Here is a 17292-nt window from a genome sequence, read left to right as displayed (position 1 = left end):
GTTTAATATTTTTTGTATACACAGGGCGACAAAGTCGCCCTGTCAGGAGGTTTTATGTTACTGGCAGGCGCTATTTTTGTCCTGACCATTGTTTTGGTTATCTGGCAACCGAAGGGATTAGGGATCGGCTGGAGTGCGACACTTGGCGCAGTACTGGCGTTGATCTCTGGCGTAGTCCATTTTGCTGATATCCCTGTTGTGTGGAATATCGTCTGGAACGCGACGGCGACCTTTATTGCCGTAATTATTATCAGCCTGCTGCTTGATGAGTCCGGTTTTTTCGAATGGGCAGCGCTGCACGTTTCCCGCTGGGGTAGCGGTCGTGGACGTTTGCTCTTTACGTATATCGTTCTGCTCGGTGCGGCGGTGGCGGCACTGTTTGCCAACGATGGTGCGGCACTTATTCTGACGCCGATAGTCATCGCCATGCTGTTGGCATTAGGGTTCAGCAAAGGCACCACGCTGGCATTCGTCATGGCTGCCGGTTTTATTGCCGATACGGCCAGCCTGCCGCTTATCGTGTCGAACCTGGTGAATATAGTCTCGGCGGACTTCTTTGGACTGGGCTTCACTGAGTATGCGTCGGTAATGGTGCCGGTGGATATTGCCGCTATTATCGCCACGCTGGTGATGCTGCATCTGTTCTTCCGCAAAGATATTCCACCGACTTACGACCTGGCTCTCCTGAAAGCACCGGCAAAGGCGATTAAAGATCTGGCAACCTTCAGAACTGGCTGGATAGTGTTGATCCTTCTTCTGGTTGGTTTTTTCGTCCTTGAGCCGTTGGGTATCCCGGTCAGCGCGATTGCGGCTGTAGGGGCTGTCATTCTGTTTGCGGTGGCGAAACGAGGCCATGCCATTAACACTGGCAAAGTGCTTCGCGGTGCACCATGGCAGATCGTCATCTTCTCTCTGGGGATGTATCTGGTGGTCTATGGCCTGCGTAACGCCGGTCTAACAGAGTATCTCTCTGGCGTACTGAACGTGCTGGCAAATAAAGGTCTTTGGGCCGCGACCTTTGGTACTGGCTTCCTGACGGCTTTCCTGTCTTCCATCATGAACAACATGCCTACCGTGCTGGTTGGCGCTCTCTCTATTGATGGCAGCACCGCAACAGGTGTTATCAAAGAGGCGATGATTTATGCCAACGTGATTGGTTGCGATCTGGGACCGAAAATTACACCTATTGGTAGCCTGGCAACGCTGCTCTGGCTGCATGTCCTTTCACAGAAGAACATGACCATCACCTGGGGATACTATTTCCGCACCGGGATCGTCATGACTCTGCCTGTGCTGTTTGTAACGCTGGCCGCGCTGGCGCTACGTCTCTCTTTCACTTTGTAATGAGATACTGATATGAGCAACATCACCATTTATCACAACCCAGCCTGCGGCACGTCGCGTAATACGCTGGAGATGATCCGCAACAGCGGTATTGAGCCGACCGTTATTCTTTACCTTGAGACTCCACCTTCACGCGATGAGCTGGTCAAACTCATTGCGGATATGGGCATTTCCGTCCGTGCTTTGCTGCGTAAGAACGTCGAGCCGTACGAGGAACTGGGTCTTGCAGAAGATAAATTTACTGACGACCAGCTCATCGACTTTATGCTGCAGCATCCAATTCTGATCAACCGTCCGATCGTAGTGACGCCACTGGGAACTAAACTTTGCCGTCCTTCGGAGTTGGTTCTGGATATCATTCCGGAAGGTCAGAAAGGAGCATTTACCAAAGAGGATGGTGAGAAAGTCATTGGCGAAACGGGGAAGCGTGTTAAGTAATCTGCCCACTTTAAAATATCGGACGCCTGTTAACGCTATGCGGGTGTCCACCTTTCGCTCATAGCAGACCTCGCAACGCTTCAGGCGGTCCGCTTTGTGCCAGGAGCGGACGTTGCTAGTAACACTATTTATTTAAAGGGAAGCCGAGTCTCTGTCATTGCTTGTGATTTTTCAAAATACCTTGATAGATACTGATCCAAACTGCTTATCCCCCTTACCCGTAGGATGTATACCTTACTCTTGCTTAACGTCCTGAGTGCATTTAAAATAATCACTCCCCCTCCCCATTTTATGGTCATTATAAATGGAAAAATTTATTTGCACTTCATGCATCAAAAACGCAGGCTTGAGGTTTTTAGCTGAAAAACTAAGAGACCCAAATGACAAACGTTTTTTCGACACCTGCGGCCATACTGGTGGATTTCTTAATGAGGATAATGTAGACCAACTTGTTCATGAGTTTTTTGTGAATGGTTCAATTCCACCGAGTTTAGGAGGAAATGCGCCTGTGTATAACATTAAAACTATAGGAATAAATGAACTCACTTTTGAATCAGAACTAGACCATGACATTGAACTGCTAAGTCAATATAAGCCTTTACCTCTTTACCATTATGGCCCTCCGCTTTATAAAATAGGGGCAACCACAAACTATCAAGAGTTAGTTATTGACGGAGTTAGTGGGTGTAGACGCAAAGAGATTTGGGAGGAAATAATAAGTGCATGTAAAAGTGTAAAACTTGAACCTGGCTCAATGATTTTTAGAGCGAGAAAAGGAAACTCACTACCACCGGCACTTGAAAATGAATTTGATTCAAATCCCAATCCAACGGAGGGACGTTTTAATAAATCTGGAGAAAAAGTTTTTTATGGTGCGTTTGAGATTGAAACTTGCTTGCATGAGATACGTGTAGCTCTGACTGATTGGATAGCTCTCGCAACTTTCCAAGTAAAAAAAGAACTTCGATTGCTTGATATTACAGACATAACCGAGTTACCTTCTACACCTTTCGAAAGTATCGATATCTTTATTAGGAAGATAATTTATAGTGGAGAATCTGAGTATCTATTATGTCAGGAACTTGCAAATGAAATTAAAAATCGCGGTTATGATGGTTTCACTACAACCAGCTTCTTTAAGCAGGCACATAAGGACGATCTGAAGAACATTATTTTATTCGGTCAGCCAGTCAAGGATAGAAAAATATCAATGACATCCACAAATAAAATTAATCTAAACTTTATTTCGTATGAGTTTTCATTTGGGCCAATGAGTGATAATAAAGGATTGGATATGAAGGCTCTCAGATTGCTGGCGAAACAGTATAAAGACAAGTTTAAACTAGTCGAATCTGGAGAGTTAAAATTCGATGAATTCCAAAAATTTATGGATTACTACATGCATGAGTTCATGACCATTATGGAAAATTCATAACTCTTAAACAACTGGTCTGTTCAATCCCTCCTCCCGCAAATTATGATTTGATGATATACGAATGCTGGGCAGAGTTACTCGGGGTAAGAAAATTTGAGGCTTCCACTTCTCGCTCACAGCGGACCTTCCGCTCAGGTAACTTGTCCGCTCTGTGCCAGAAACGGACCCAGAAAGAAATTATTGCGAAGCTGATCATAAATATCTGTGGTTTTTATTGACATATATATTTTTGGCGAGGACTTTTAGTAAAAAGAAATGCATGGGTTCTTTGATGAATGATACTCATACCTAAGTATTCTAGGGTAAAACAGGGAGTTTATAATGGCATTACCGATTGAATTCAGGAATGAAAGATCAGAATATTTAGAGAAAGAAGCAAATAAACATCAAGCACATGAGTTTTGGAATCTAACAAACGATGATTTTATGCTCTTGGGTAAATATATACAAATGTATTGTTTTATAGAGCTGAATATACATAGATTGTTTAATAAACTTGTATCAGAGGGGGTTATTACAATAAAAACAAATAAAAAAGTGAGTGTTCCATATATTTTAGATAAATTAATCGATTTAGTGAAGGTAAATCTTGTTGAATCTTCTAAAGTTGATGATGTTATCGCTAAACTGAAAGAAATAAAATATCGTAGAGATTATAGAAATATTTTTGCACATTGGGCTGCAAAGAAAATACCTAATGAAGATGGAATGATTTTTTTTACAGGGGATGCCCTAGATTATAAAAAGATTCTCAATAAAAAAATCGATCCACAAACTGTTGCTTATACTATTTTTGATGTAGCTGATATTCGTGGGTTAGTTAATCATATCAATGATTACGAAGAATGGATAGCTCATTTCTATGCTGAGATTTACGAGTGGTATAAAAAATAAGCTGACAACTGAATTAAATAAATGTCAATGCTATTATTAGTTGTATTAGCTCAGACTTGATTTGGCACTGTTACGCCATAGAGCTAAATCTAATCTGACGGGCAGCTCTGTGCCAGAAGCGGACATTATAAGCATATCGGCCCATTAATAATTTTAGTGAAAAACGCAAACTAGTGTGAAGCTATTACGGGAATTCTAATAGGTGATTTCAAACAATGGGGTATTTGCGATATTAGATAATAAATATATTGCATTTGAAGTTTAGTTAGTATTGGTTTTAAGTTTTCATTAACGTTATTTTATGCTTTTCCCGATTTTCACTCCATTTTTTATACCATTTTGAAGCTGTGCGGTATGATATCTTCATTATATAGGCAGCGGCCAGTGGAGTTGCTTTTGCATCATAAAGCATGAACATTCCTTTCATGCCTTCCGGACTGAATGCACCATTCATTTTAGTGTTTTTCGGATGTCCTGGTTGTATAGTATCCATAACCTCACGAGGTATATTGTTTATTATTTTATTTGTAGTTTCTATAGTAACATTCAATCTATCAACCCCATCGTTAACTTTTTTCTTTAATCGTTTAATCTCTTTAAGGTATGTTTGCTCTGCGGCATTAAATGCCAAGGTGTCGAAGGAGAACTCAAAACAAAATGATTGTTCCATCATTCTTCTTTCAACCTTGTTTCTAAGATCTTGTATGTGTTGCACTGCTGAGGAATTATATTTGGCTATTTTATGTCCGTTAGGGAGGTCATACTTTGCGAGATTAGAGTAAGATCCAACATCTATGGTTATTCTGTGGATCTCATGGCCTATAGTATTACGGTAGTCAATAATCTCTCTCAGTTGTAAGCTTTCTTCTTGTGTGATGACTCCTTCTAAAATGAGTAATTCATGTGCTTCTTTAAAACTAATTTGCTCTTTGTCACTTGTTGTGGGTTTCTTGCTATCAAGAATTTTTCTTAGGCGTTTTGTAACCTTGACAGAGCTGATAATAGAATCTTTCAGATTTTCCACATAGAAAAGCACTAACACCATTTCTAGTGCTCGAAGTTTAAGTACATCTGATTCTAATGTGGTTACGGCCCTACCGTGTGGGCGATGTCTTTCCATTACTGAAAACTCCCGATTCAATCATCTTTATGATAATTATTAGCTTCGAAGCTTGAATAATCTGTGCCTTCAAGTCAACCAAAATGAAAAAGCAGTATGTATGAAGTCCCTGGTAATCCAGTTAATTAAATGTCCGATCTTCGCTCACAGCAGCCGCACCTGAGTGAAGTCCCCATAGGGAAACCTGTGGGGGCTTTTTCTCTTTTTTTGACGTCGCACTCTCATCTCCGAAAATTCAGGCGATGGCACTGAGAAATTCTGTCGGGCCTGGAGTCTTTTGCAGGCAGGGTACCGATGCGTTTATCCCAAGCCCTGCCTGGCCTAAGGTTTCTGCCATGGAACGTGCCAGGTGCTGCCATCTTCAGACGTAAAATTTCCTGCCTTATCATCCGTCCGGAAACACCGGGTGACTTTGCCGTCAACGTTGCAATTTCCCCAGTATAACGGGAAGCCCTCAGTCTCCTTATGTAGCTGCGCCAGCGTTGAGCGTCGCTCGTGTATCTCATCCAGTGAGGGAACAAGCGTCAGGATAAGCACAATGACCACACTGCACAGAACCCCCTGTGCAGCCAGAAACCAGAGCCAGCTTCGCCAACCAAGAGACCTGCAGGCTCGTTCATAGCGGTTAGTTGCACCGTCTGCGGCTCGATCGGCTTCGCGGAAATGGTCCGCCAGAAGTCGTGCAGACCTCTGAGCCGTTGAGTCGGCCATTGCTGTAACGGCACTGATAACATCATCTCTGACCTCTCTCATCTGTTTTTCATGAGATGTTGCGGAATGAATCAGTGCTGACGTTGCCCTGTCTGCTGTTTTTCCCTGCTGCTGTGCGGCCTGAAGGAGCCTGTCTGCGGCCTCAAAAAAGAGGCGTATGTCGTGTTCACTGACGGAATTTGTGTTTTTCATAGGCTCAGCTCAATCCCTCTGTCGTGGTCTAATGATTGCTCTCTCTCCAGCTTTGGCTGGCGATCTACTTCATGCCTGTACAGGAGCCATTTCTCATGTGTCATCGAAAGCTCCATCATATTCTTCAGCTCTGCATACCTCAGATTACCGCTGCCGTCACAAACGACGATAAGCGCGCCCGCGTAGCTCTCTGCGTCCACGCCCTGGCACCACCTGACCAGTTTCAGGTAGTCACTGACGGCAACCGGATCTTCGGCATTAACCTGAGTCGAAAAGATGCTACGGGTTGTCTGTGCAATAAAGTTCTCAAGGTTCAGGGGCTCAGCCTGACGGGGGGACCGAGAGAGGGCGATGAGATAGCTCGAAAAGTAGGTTTTCACACCCACCTGAACGTCAGGCGTTGTTTCAACATACCAGTGGATTCGGTGAGAGAGTGGCCTCAGCCTCACATCACTTCCTAGCGCGTGAGAGAGCTTTCTGAAACGGGCGGCCTCTTTACCAGAGCGGTTATCCGCAGATTTGAACTCAATTAGCCGTAGGGTGCCGGGAAAGGAAAGCAGGACATCAGCCAGCGCCTTGTCCTCAGGCGTCTGTTGGAGCAGATTGACAGATGCTGGCAATACATGCCCGCGAAGCTGTGCCCCTACAGAGACGCCCAGTCCGTACAGGAAATTACCAATAACTACGTTCTCATAAAGTTTCACTGTCTGCTTCCCCTCCTCAGTTTTTAGCGCGGCTCCGCACGTATATTTATCCACACGCCGGAGCTGGCATATTTATGACCGCTGTTTACCTATATCCATAGCGATTTATCGGCCTCTACTCTGAGAGGATGATTGTTTTCGAAGGAGATTTTTACATTACACTAAGCGTTGGAGCAAATGAGCCATTTAGAAAGAGCGGACCTTACCGGCCCTGTGTTCAAACTTTTTGGTGAAAGTGCTTTCCCGTCAGACAGCATTAATCATTCAGTAATGAGAAGCCGACGCAGTCACGGGCTGGCCGCTGCATACGCTGAGCTGCTCCGCCAACTACTTGTATTTGAGGCTACTGGCTTAACTTTGACTCTCACATCAGGCAGTATCACATCCTAGCCATGCTCTTGTTCACAACGTCACGCCACTCACGAGCCATCGCCAGACGTATGCACCAGCTGCCCTGCGCGGGCATAGCGATGGGTTTATCTGTTAGGTCATCGCTGTAAAGTTAGGAGGATGTTGACGAGTTTGTGCTTATTGATAATCACAGGCAGGATGAATGGGACTATGAGCGATATTTCAACAACGGGTAACGTTTGTTTGCGAGAAGACATCACTGAACGCTTGGAAATAAAAATTAGCTTCTATAGGCCATAGCAGATATAGTTAATTGAAGATTAACTAAATGATATCGATAAAGTTTTGGACGATCATTCAGCTTCGAAAGAATTGAAATTAAAAGGATGGATATTATGACTTGGGTGGTTGGAGGAAACTGCTTTAATGGGTTTGTCTGCGTAGCCGATATTCAGGCAACAATAACATTGACTGGCGGGGAAGTTCGTTATTTTAATTGCATTCAAAAAATACACCAAATAGGAAGTAATTTATGCGTGGCTTTCAGTGGTGATATTAGGTCAGGTTTCAAAATCATCGAGTTGTTGAGGGAAAATATTCATCAAAACTTTCAGGATGGTGAATACTTTGATATTGATGGTCAATCTAAGATATTGATAGGTTTTCTTAAGTGCTGCTATGATTATATCAATCCGAACCATAAGCCTTATCTTGAATTAATGTTTCTATGGAATTCACAAGAAGGCGATGGACTTCTATATCGCCCATTTTGCATGAAATTTAAATCGCCAAACTTTACTATGAATTCAACCGCATTGCCTGGGGTTGCTCAATCAGGTAGTGGAATGACTAATAGCACCTTTCAGGCAATATCTTCTTTTTTAGAGGGGAAGGAAATTTCCACGCCGGAGTACAAAAAATTATTTTCTAACATTGAAGGTGCTCCAGATATTATCACTCTTAAAAATTTCAAAAACATAATTCTGAATGAAGCGTCAAAAGTTAATCAGCTGGGTATAAGTCGAACATTGATTTCTTTTGAATCAGAAATACCCTTTGACGAGATTTATAGTGAGCAACAAAACAAGAATTTAAGAGAAGCATTTATCACCCTAGGTTTAGGACCCACTGAAATGAAAACTGAAAATTACAGATTATTTCTTTCTGTGCTCTCAGTTCCTGATGTCCAGAAAAAATTAGATTATATCAACCGATATAATCCATTTTTGTATAACTCGATAAGGGATATATTGCAACAGGGGGAAAAGTCAATAAATATACAGCCAATAACAGAACTTCCGCCAATTGTTGTCGATCGTCATGTGAGTGATGAAGAAGAAATTCACTCTTATAAACTAATAACCACGTGGCCTGAACTTAAAGCATTTTTGGGCGAAAAGCGCATTAGCGTATCGGCTATGCAGGCAACAGCGTGAATTAGCTATCCTCTTTCAAACATTGCCACTTACTTATGTTGTTCGCTCACACCGGACTTTTAGCCCGGTTAACGTGTCCGTTCCGTGGGAGGAGCGGACAACACCTAAATGCTCTTGTAGACTTGGCTAGTTCTTCATTGTTTCTGTTGTTTCGTACAAACGAGGGAAGTTACAAAGATTACCTGTAACTTGCACCAGATCTAGATACGGGTATCTTTAGATAGCCATTCGACGCTAGTAACATCTCAATTTCATAATTATTTATTTCACATTTAGGGCCAAGAACAACTTCAAATAGAAGATTTTCTTTTGAGGAAAAATCATATTCGAAATACGATGTTATTCTATTTCCTGTAACTCTTTGCTTTGGCCTTGAAATTGAATGTAAGAAGTTAAATTCGCCACGCTCATTCCCTGTAACAAAGGGAAGGTGTACAATTCTCACTTCTTGCTCTTCTTCAAAGAATTTATTTTTAGTAAATAAGCATTTTGTTCTGACCTCAGTTGTTATATGATTATAGGTCATCCATCTATGAGAGTCATCAAGAAAAGATGATGCAATTACAACATTAGACATACGGTCAGCAAACTCACGGATAACTTTAATATCATCATAAAAAACTTCATTGATGCCTATGGAATGAATATCAGACATACCCAAAACTGGGGCGACGTCAGAAAACCCAAAGGCTTGAGTATTAAAACCAATTGATACTCCACAGCCATCACTAGCATAGGCACGCCATTGACTTAAGAGATCTTTGTTTTTTGAAAAACTACAAATATAAGGATGTGGGAATGAGTTTTGAAAGCAAAGAAGGAACTCATCAATAACATAATTATTAGATGGATTCCTCTTTGAATCCAGAGCATCCAAGAAATAGTTTTAGCATAAGTTATTTCAGTATAATCATTTAGATTTCCAGCCGATGAAATCCAAAGTTTCTTATTATTTATAATGCTCAATAGTGCATTGAGATCACAATAGTGATAAACTTTACCCATCAAAGACACAACCTTCTTTATAATATAAAATCCTCTTGCTTATCTCAAGAGGCTCCCGCGACTTAGCTAACGCCTGTCTTCCAACACTCATGCCTCTCAATGATTTAATCGCAGAAGTATGAGTAGATATCGCATGATAATAAAATGAAGACTGAATCACCATATATTTAACCGATACCTTATTGCTATCCATAGATACTGTTTTATCGTTGTAGAAGGTAACTGCTACACCGATGACGTTACCCAAAACTAACTTCCGCTCCTCACTCACTATGGACCTTGCTGAGCGTGAGTTTCTTCGTGTTCGGGGGCGGAAGTGGCTAACAACAATCTGTGTGGTTCAACGGGGAACGGGTCAATACAGTGACTGAGAGATAAACCATATTCATTCATAACCTTCCTTGGGAGGATACGCTTCGCATGCAGCTAGATATTGCTAATCGATGAGCACAAGTTAACCCTGACCTATTAATGGGTAATGTTATCAAATAAGGAATAAAGTGTTGAGCCTTATGAGGAACTGGGCTTTGCAGATGAGAAATTTACTGACGATCAGTTAATCGTTGTGACGCCGCTGGGAACCAAACTGTTTCGTCCTTCTGAAGTTGTTCTGGATATCCTTCCAGATGCTCAGAAAGTGGCTTTCACCAGGGAAGACGGCGTGAAAGTCGTTGATGATGAAGGTAAACGGCTGAAATAAACATTAAGGGGGGCAAATGCCCCCTTATTTGTTAATTCTCCATACCCTTCCGCAAGTCTGTTCGAACCAGTTCATTATGATGATTACCATTGTCTTCTCTGGATTTTACAATAGTATCATGGGGTTAATGGTATTTAAGTTTGCTTCGTCTGAAGCACCATATCACGATGGTAATGAATTTATACCTTTCATTATGCAACAGCAGATAATGAAACCGATGTATCAAGCTGATCGACCATTTCGCAGATTTGCGATTGTTCATAGCTCAGGACCGGTCGTTGCTTAACCACACTTACTACAAGTGGTTTAATCAGCATATTGGCCGTTGCTCGGTCTTGCTCTTTTGCGGCGAAGATAACCTCCAGGGTTTTTTGGTCAATTACTGTTGCCAGATTCGCGTTCAGGTTTTCAAGTTCGTGTTCTGTAAGCATGAAACTTGTTGCAAGCCATGTAACCTGTTCCTGGATGAGAGCCAGCACTTTAACCCGGTCGTCTTCAACCAGTGCACCCGCTATTTTTCTGGAAATCGCTGTGGCAATCATACCGCCTAACAAGCCACCAGCTGCGCGTCCCGCTAAAGCACCGAAAGGACCTAATGGACTAAGCATCATTCCGCCAGCAATAGAACCAATTGCACCCCCAGCCACACCAGATGAAGTAACTGCCAGATTTTTTATAAACTGTGCCCCAGAAATACGACCTCGCACCATTTTGATCATATCCGGACCAGTGGTCACGGCGACCAGTGCGAAAGAGGTAACCAGTGTGCCACGCATCATCTTGTTAAGGGAGTTGAGATTGTTAGCTCCGACACCCTGTTGAAGCGCATTACGAACTGTCGGGCTGGCAGCGGCAAAATCAATATTTTTAAGTAACCCCTGAACGGCACTGATACGGTGTAATTGCTGTACCGTCACATAAACTGTCAGTGTGCGGGTAAATGTTTTACCTGCCTGTATTGCTGCCGTTTGCAACGCAGCCTTACGATCGCCGGTATTGAGGTAGAAAATAGAAGCTGTCAGACCGAAGCTGATACCTCCAGCTGCGAGGCTGATGATAGACCCTTCCGCAATGTCGTAAGTGATAGATTCGAACGTGCCAAACTTAGTGATATTTTGTGCCTGGCTATAAGTCAGGTGTCCCTGACGCACAAGTTTTGTGGCTTCTGCAGGATCGGTAACGCCGGGGACTTTGCCATCGCGAATTTTGTTCTCCATCGTTTCAAGCGCTTTCGAATACTGGTCTTTCGGAACCTCTAACTGCATTGGGGTTCCGTTGCTGTCATAATAGCGATAATTACCGTTTTGTCCGTCAAAACCAGCACCGACGCTACGTGCAGCGGTTGCACAGTATTTGGTCTGAATCTCTGAACCGTTAACCAGCCTGTCTGCACCATTTTTCGCATTATCATCACCGAGAATATGTGCATCTTTTAGCTGGATTTTGTCAGTAAGATGATTTCCCCGTTCGGCTGCAAAACCATGTCCTTGTCCCCCCACCGCAAACATTTTTTCGTTAGTATTCCAGGCTTCCGGGAGTGTCATGAGAATCAGACCGTTTGTTGCTGCACTGGAAATAAATTCAGCCTGTGGTCGCTTGTGAATTTCAATGCAGAGTTTTTCTGTTTCCCGGCAAATATCAGAGCAATACCATTCCTGGCTCCCACCACCGTCCTGGTGTTTTGCGCTTTTAATCTCACTCAAACCGCATGAAGTGCAGGTACAAAGCTCGTCGACATAGTGAAACGAGACAAATTTTCGACCATCCGAAAAAGAATAATAGTTCCCACCATCAAGGTGACGGTTCAGGAGATCATCATTCGCAGCAGAGGGTAAATTCAGCCTATTACCAAAAAGACTTTTTAGCTCATCTGATGAATGTACAATTTTACTGTTTAACTGCTTATTAAATTCAGCCATCTTTCTTTCATACCAGGCATCATTTAAAAGCCAGTTTTCACCAGCCAGATCCTGCTCTCGAGTATCGCCCTGAAAAATATGCTGTGAGACCAACTTCAGATAGATAGTCTCTACGAAGTCTGCTGAGAGGTTACTTCCTTCTTTTAGTTCCGTCAGCCAAAGTTGGTTATTGATCGCTTTTTGCTCATTTAAACCTGTATTGATGGCATTAGTTAACTTCTTGAGTTCCTGAATTTGGTTTGCCGCATAGAACTGTGTCAGTAAGGCTGCTATCCAGTATAGCAATCCTGTCCACCACATCAGTGAAGATGAGATATTATATTGCCAGGCTATAAACGGTGTAGCCGCAGAGCAGGCCATCAAAAAGTAAGACGTATAAAAACAGCAATAATACTCTTTAAGTTTGGCATTGATATCGGCTGGTATAAGCCCGTTTTGTAGAATAGCCTTGGTTTGTACAGGTACTGCAAGCAGGCCACTGGCAAATGCAGCGGTTAAAATAAACTTCATTGAATCAAATGAATAAGCTTCGTAGGCAATATGTTTACCATCAAGTCCCCACATAAAGCTAATCACCATTCCTGCTATGGCAAGAGGTACACCCAGCAGCCAACGTGAGTGAAGCGCATAGGTTACGCGCTCTATAATATAGCCCGCCAATAAAGGTGGGCCTGCAACAATCAATGCACCCAATCCTAATATCACACCTAGAATATTGAGAGATGCCTTAAACAACGCTTTTATAATAACAAAACCGATTACCAGTAAAATTAACGCACCAATTATCTGTAGCATTGTGGTTTTATCCTTGCTGTAATTTTTATTCGAGTGCTACGCCATCATAAATGTGTCAAGATCATCCGCATTTTTGATTATCTTCGCCTCTTCAACACCGTGGGCCTGGGCAAGCGTGATGCTTGCTTCCAGCAACCGGCGATTATTTTCCACGCTAAATGCAGCGGCGGTAAGCTCACCCAGCGCCGCGAACTCGTTCAAAATTCGGTTGAGTGCTTTCTGCTCAATCTCACTTAAGCGACATGTAAATTGCTCCATTTTTTTCGCCAGCAATTGGCGTGCTTTACTGTCCAGATTTTTAGCTACGGTAACCATAAACTTCCCTGAGATAGAACCAACCAATGCCCCCAAAACAGGCACAGGGATGATTGCCTGACCTGCGACAGACATTGCGCCAACGATGGCCGATTCCGCGCAGATGATAAGGCCAAGATCGGTAAATTCATCAGCATTAATCTCACCGCGCTGATAGGAGAGAGCAAGATTGCTTACACCTTTAGCGGCAGTGACCAGCGCGCTGGCGAACGGTGCTCCCAGAGAGGCATAATTGGTCAGGGTATAAATTGCTCCGGCGGATACACCGCCAATAGCGGCACCTTTCAATGTATCTAAGCCGACATCCTGCCAGTCCTGTCTATTGAAATCTCCACGAAATATATTTTTACCGTCACGGTATTTGCTATATATACCTGTTACAAGAGCAAAGGTTCCACCGAAAGCGGCTCCCATTGCAGTTGCACGCATGCCTTCACTTAGGGAGGGTTGGTGATCGTCAATAATTTCTGCTTTTTTTGCCTCGTTCTGTTCCGCTAATTCCTGATCATGTTTATCAAGCGTTTCGTCAATTTTTCCCCACTGAACATCTTTGTAATCAGAAACTCCAGGACGCACGACATCATTAAAGGATCTTCCCGTTGTACTTTCAATTTCTGCAACTTTATCCCTGATAGCCTGTATTGTTTTTTCGCTCAAGCCCTCCACCGGCTTCCCATCAATAACATCCTGAATCGTTTGCCAGGAGTCTTTGGGGATATGGTAAAAGGATTCTCCCTGGGTGAAATTGGGATAGGTTTCCATGTGCTGAAGGACATGGTTCAGGTTATTATTAACTCCGTTGATAAACTTTGACTGCACGTCAACGCCATCTATCATATAATCCGCCGGAGCGGTTCGACCCACTCCGTCAAATGTGGCGCTAAGATCAGAGGCATCCTGAACCCTTTCTTCTATTGCCTGGCGAGCATTGCGCACGCCAACTTCTACCTGCTCAGCAATTTCACCGTGTTTGGTGCTCATTGAGCCCAGGATGTTACCCGGTGACGCGATGAAATCACGCACCTTTTGCATTTGTTCGCCAGCCAACTCAAATGCACGATCCTGCTGCGATAGTTTTAACAGTTCATTATCAATGCGGGTCTGATTAATGGCGTTAACCGCGCTGCCGATAAGCTGATCGCCAACTGTATTATGGTTAATGCTCATTACTGGATTTTCTTGTTGATCAGTTTTGATAATGCATTGATATGGTTAATCAATGCCCCTAATTGATCTTTCTGATGGGTATTAAACTGGCAATAGTCTTGAGGCGCAGTCTTTTCCAGCACATCAATAATGCTTTCAGTACCATGATAGTGCTCGGATGTGAGCATCTTGAGTTCTTGCGCACCACGTTCCATCACCCGAAGTTCGCTGGTTTTTGCGCGAACCTGGCGCTCTTCCTGTTGTGCTTCATCAATGATTTTACCGTTTTTGCGACGTGCCAGTAAGGTTCCGCCAGCGATGCCTACAGCACCAATCCCCCAGCCTATTGGACCCGCCAGAGCCAGTAGTGCGCTTCCTGCTGACATGCCACCGCCACCCGCAGCCAGTGCGCCGCCGCCGAGCCATGCCAGGGCTGCATTTGTTGCGGCAGCTCCGCTTAACGTAGCAATAGCGGTACCCGTGGATGCTGTACCAAAAGTTGTTGCGACCGCCAGCGCAGCCGTAGGGGCAAATGCGGCGACGCCTGCCCCTACTGCAACCCCCGCAGCAGCCGTTCCTTTACCAATATGTGATGCGCGGTATTCTTCTTCCAGTTTTTCCACCACGTTATCAAATTCAGCGATTTCCGCTTTCAATTCGCTCCAGGATTTATCAAACTCTTTGGGCGTATTCGCCAGTCGATTAACAAAATTTTCACCACGGGCAATAAGGTCCTTACTGCATTTCTGGCGTAACAGAAAGAGGGCAGTGATCTCATCCTGGGTGTCTTTAGCCTGCACCTCATAACGGTTAGTTGCACTTTTGAGACTGGCTAATGCTTCTTTTCTTTCTGAACCACGTAACATTTTTTACTCCTGCTGTATGTTGTCAAAAATAATTTCACTGAAATGGGATTTCATTTCTATTATCTGCTGGTTGAGCTTCAGATAAAAATGTTGTTGTAGGCCAACTGGGGAAATAATAGTGAGATTTGGTAACCAATAACGTAGTAATGGAAATAGCTGGTTTTCGTGTGCCATTTTGGTTTGCACGATCAAGTCGCCATTAGGTTCCTGACGAATTAACTTTTGGGCAGGAAGAACATTTCGACGTTTAAAAAAATGGCTTACGTCGGCTGCAATTTTAATGAGTACAATCTGCTTATCCAAAGAAAACCAGACATCATCTTCTTCAGCAAAGTATTGTGTGATATGGGGTTGTGGTGTGAATTGCTCTGATTTAAGTTTCAGCCAATGAATTTTGGTGAGCTGAAATCCTTTAACCTTTTCATTCTCTACCGCACCGAGATACCAGACGCTTTTTATATTAATAAGCTTATAAGGCGCGACGGTGCGATGTTTCCCTTTATAATGAAATTCACAAAGGTTATTTTCACGAATCGCTTTATCGAACAAACTATAGTTATTCTCAAGCACACGTTTCGCTTCTGGATCTCCGGGCAGCGATCTGATGATCAGTGAAGTCAGGTCAGGCTGGGAGAAGATTTTTTTTGCAGGGAATAATTCTGCCATGCCCAGGGCGCTGATGAGATTTTGTTGTTCTTTTAGAGCCTGAGGTTTAGCGTAAGCGGGAGCCAGCCTGTAAATACCATCACCATCGGGGATGATTCTGTCGCCCAGACGATTAAGATCACGATACAAAGTACGTTCACTGATGTTGAATTCGTCCATCATCTTCTTACGTGATACAAAACCGCACTGGTAAAGTTCCGCAATAATAGCGGTTATTCTTTGTACCATAACCTCATGCCCGCTCATGCGCGTTCTCCTTGTAATTTTTCCTTGAGATTACCAGTCGCTACTGACAGGGCATGTCAGTAGCGACTGGAGGATCATGTTTTCATATCGGCAAATTTCTCACATAACTTAAGGAGATTAAGTCGAAAAGTCAGTTAATGGCTTTTGCGGTCAATAACATAATCAGTCTCCTGCAGGCAGTCGCGAGTAGCCACTCAGAGGTGAAAGAACAACTGACGTGTCAAGGCTTCAAAAGCGGAGTATGCTGAGATTCAGTCGATTAGAGCCAGGCTGAAAAAATCTTTATAGACTTAGTTTGTTTTGCCTCAGGACTGGCTGCAGCCAAATGAGCGTTCATTCCGGCTGTATGACTTGGTGCGCTCTTTCGCAAAATAACTCAGCCTGAAAGTGAGTTTATCGTAAACCGTTTTGTAGTCTAAATTATTGACGTCCAGGTAATACAATGGGTTGTCCGGGATATGTACCAGCGTTCGATATCCGGGGGGAGGGCTCAACTGTAAGGCACTCAGCCAGGCTGCCTGTATCAGGCTGGCTAATCCAGTTCCATCTTCACCGTACGCCCCTAACCCGTTGAAAGTATCTTTATTCACAAAGAGTGCCATGTGGTAATGAGATTTCTTGCTTTTTTCTCCAACCTCCCGGACCCAGGCGTAACGTAAATGACATGGGTAGCATCGAATACCCTGCTTTAGTTTGCTTCGATATCGTGCTTCAATCTTTGCATTAAGCGATTCTATAAATCGAGAGATAAGACCAGCCTTACATTCATCATGGTTATCAGGAAGTCGTAGGTCTACACGAACAGCCATTGTTCGTGGGTATTGTGCTGTAGCGTTATTAATCACGCGAAGCATCCGTTGCAGATACATTGTATTGAATGGGGAATGACGTTGATCAAGATAAATATCGTTAAGCATCATAAATTCCTGTTGTCTGTATAGTATCTAGGGTTGTTTCTTACCTTGGGTTGATGAGGTAATTAAATGGTGATTTATGGTTTTGATTTGAA

Annotated in this window: 14 protein-coding genes and 2 pseudogenes; 6 read left to right on the top strand and 10 right to left on the bottom strand. The window is 43.4% G+C overall.

What is annotated here, in order from left to right; translation table 11 throughout:
• The first annotated feature begins 54 nt into the window (after positions 1 to 54).
• The 4 genes from arsB to OGY62_RS06270 all read left to right on the top strand — a co-directional run bounded on the left by arsB (position 55) and on the right by OGY62_RS06270 (position 4111).
• Positions 55 to 1344: an arsenite efflux transporter membrane subunit ArsB gene (gene arsB, locus OGY62_RS06285; protein ID WP_114647529.1), complete on the top strand. Its 1290-nt coding sequence runs from the start codon at positions 55 to 57 to the stop codon at positions 1342 to 1344.
• A gap of 12 nt (positions 1345 to 1356) precedes the next feature.
• Entirely contained in the window at positions 1357 to 1782 is a 426-nt protein-coding gene (arsC, locus tag OGY62_RS06280; RefSeq protein ID WP_114647528.1) for a glutaredoxin-dependent arsenate reductase, read from the top strand.
• 304 nt (positions 1783 to 2086) lie between these two features.
• The gene (locus tag OGY62_RS06275) at positions 2087 to 3217 is read left to right on the top strand and encodes an RES family NAD+ phosphorylase (RefSeq protein WP_286459364.1); all 1131 of its coding nucleotides are present in this window, start codon (positions 2087 to 2089) and stop codon (positions 3215 to 3217) included.
• 321 nt (positions 3218 to 3538) lie between these two features.
• Positions 3539 to 4111 (top strand): hypothetical protein, encoded by a 573-nt coding sequence (locus OGY62_RS06270; protein WP_286459362.1) that lies wholly within the window; start codon positions 3539 to 3541, stop codon positions 4109 to 4111.
• Positions 4112 to 4388: 277 nt separating this feature from the next.
• Here the strand turns inward: OGY62_RS06270 and OGY62_RS06265 are convergent, their stop codons facing one another.
• From OGY62_RS06265 to OGY62_RS06250, 4 genes and pseudogenes are all read right to left on the bottom strand, one after another.
• On the bottom strand, positions 4389 to 5231 hold the full coding sequence (locus tag OGY62_RS06265) for a hypothetical protein (protein WP_286459360.1): 843 nt from the start codon (positions 5229 to 5231) through the stop codon (positions 4389 to 4391).
• Positions 5232 to 5552: 321 nt separating this feature from the next.
• The gene (locus OGY62_RS06260; protein ID WP_060571118.1) at positions 5553 to 6134 is read right to left on the bottom strand and encodes a hypothetical protein; all 582 of its coding nucleotides are present in this window, start codon (positions 6132 to 6134) and stop codon (positions 5553 to 5555) included.
• Complete coding sequence (locus OGY62_RS06255) at positions 6131 to 6838, bottom strand: hypothetical protein (protein ID WP_147273963.1); 708 nt, start codon at positions 6836 to 6838, stop codon at positions 6131 to 6133. Before OGY62_RS06255 ends, OGY62_RS06260 begins: the two co-directional genes overlap by 4 nt.
• Positions 6839 to 7235: 397 nt before the next feature.
• Positions 7236 to 7331 (bottom strand): annotated as a pseudogene (locus OGY62_RS06250) (alpha/beta hydrolase); the annotation flags it as partial.
• A gap of 253 nt (positions 7332 to 7584) precedes the next feature.
• Here OGY62_RS06250 and OGY62_RS06245 point away from each other — a divergent pair.
• Positions 7585 to 8625: an Ntn hydrolase family protein gene (locus OGY62_RS06245; RefSeq protein WP_181821206.1), complete on the top strand. Its 1041-nt coding sequence runs from the start codon at positions 7585 to 7587 to the stop codon at positions 8623 to 8625.
• A gap of 178 nt (positions 8626 to 8803) precedes the next feature.
• Here the strand turns inward: OGY62_RS06245 and OGY62_RS06240 are convergent, their stop codons facing one another.
• Positions 8804 to 9502, bottom strand: coding sequence for a DUF2971 domain-containing protein (locus OGY62_RS06240; protein ID WP_286459355.1), 699 nt, complete (start codon positions 9500 to 9502; stop codon positions 8804 to 8806).
• Between the two features lie 627 nt (positions 9503 to 10129).
• On the opposite strand from OGY62_RS06240, the pseudogene OGY62_RS06235 reads away from it, so the two are divergent.
• Positions 10130 to 10330: pseudogene (locus OGY62_RS06235) on the top strand (thioredoxin domain-containing protein); the annotation flags it as partial.
• Between the two features lie 191 nt (positions 10331 to 10521).
• On the opposite strand, the gene OGY62_RS06230 reads toward OGY62_RS06235, so the two are convergent.
• From OGY62_RS06230 to OGY62_RS06210, 5 genes are all read right to left on the bottom strand, one after another.
• Positions 10522 to 13044: a YeeR family protein gene (locus OGY62_RS06230; protein ID WP_114647523.1), complete on the bottom strand. Its 2523-nt coding sequence runs from the start codon at positions 13042 to 13044 to the stop codon at positions 10522 to 10524.
• A 36-nt stretch (positions 13045 to 13080) separates the two neighbouring features.
• Positions 13081 to 14526, bottom strand: coding sequence for a hypothetical protein (locus tag OGY62_RS06225; RefSeq protein WP_114647522.1), 1446 nt, complete (start codon positions 14524 to 14526; stop codon positions 13081 to 13083).
• Positions 14526 to 15371, bottom strand: a complete 846-nt coding sequence (locus tag OGY62_RS06220; protein WP_114647521.1) for a hypothetical protein — start codon at positions 15369 to 15371, stop codon at positions 14526 to 14528. The genes OGY62_RS06225 and OGY62_RS06220 overlap by 1 nt, the downstream gene beginning before the upstream one ends.
• 3 nt (positions 15372 to 15374) lie before the next feature.
• Positions 15375 to 16283, bottom strand: coding sequence for a helix-turn-helix transcriptional regulator (locus tag OGY62_RS06215; RefSeq protein ID WP_114647520.1), 909 nt, complete (start codon positions 16281 to 16283; stop codon positions 15375 to 15377).
• A gap of 305 nt (positions 16284 to 16588) precedes the next feature.
• On the bottom strand, positions 16589 to 17200 hold the full coding sequence (locus tag OGY62_RS06210; RefSeq protein WP_286459383.1) for an inovirus Gp2 family protein: 612 nt from the start codon (positions 17198 to 17200) through the stop codon (positions 16589 to 16591).
• Between the last annotated feature and the right edge of the window lie 92 nt (positions 17201 to 17292).

This window comes from Citrobacter sp. CK198 (assembly GCF_030333295.1).
GTDB lineage: Bacteria > Pseudomonadota > Gammaproteobacteria > Enterobacterales > Enterobacteriaceae > Citrobacter_B > Citrobacter_B koseri.
The sequence above is the reverse complement of the archived record's forward strand: the minus strand, read 5'-3'. Positions and strand labels throughout refer to the sequence as shown.

Bases quoted from the DNA above. Each gene is read 5' to 3' on its own strand.
- OGY62_RS06230 (WP_114647523.1), bottom strand. From the start codon at position 13,044: ATGCTACAGATAATTGGTGCGTTAATTTTACTGGTAATCGGTTTTGTT.
- OGY62_RS06225 (WP_114647522.1), bottom strand. From the start codon at position 14,526: ATGAGCATTAACCATAATACAGTTGGCGATCAGCTTATCGGCAGCGCG.
- OGY62_RS06210 (WP_286459383.1), bottom strand. From the start codon at position 17,200: ATGCTTAACGATATTTATCTTGATCAACGTCATTCCCCATTCAATACA.
- arsB (WP_114647529.1), top strand. From the start codon at position 55: ATGTTACTGGCAGGCGCTATTTTTGTCCTGACCATTGTTTTGGTTATC.
- arsC (WP_114647528.1), top strand. From the start codon at position 1,357: ATGAGCAACATCACCATTTATCACAACCCAGCCTGCGGCACGTCGCGT.
- OGY62_RS06215 (WP_114647520.1), bottom strand. From the start codon at position 16,283: ATGAGCGGGCATGAGGTTATGGTACAAAGAATAACCGCTATTATTGCG.
- OGY62_RS06260 (WP_060571118.1), bottom strand. From the start codon at position 6,134: ATGAAAAACACAAATTCCGTCAGTGAACACGACATACGCCTCTTTTTT.
- OGY62_RS06270 (WP_286459362.1), top strand. From the start codon at position 3,539: ATGGCATTACCGATTGAATTCAGGAATGAAAGATCAGAATATTTAGAG.
- OGY62_RS06265 (WP_286459360.1), bottom strand. From the start codon at position 5,231: ATGGAAAGACATCGCCCACACGGTAGGGCCGTAACCACATTAGAATCA.
- OGY62_RS06220 (WP_114647521.1), bottom strand. From the start codon at position 15,371: ATGTTACGTGGTTCAGAAAGAAAAGAAGCATTAGCCAGTCTCAAAAGT.
- OGY62_RS06245 (WP_181821206.1), top strand. From the start codon at position 7,585: ATGACTTGGGTGGTTGGAGGAAACTGCTTTAATGGGTTTGTCTGCGTA.
- OGY62_RS06275 (WP_286459364.1), top strand. From the start codon at position 2,087: ATGGAAAAATTTATTTGCACTTCATGCATCAAAAACGCAGGCTTGAGG.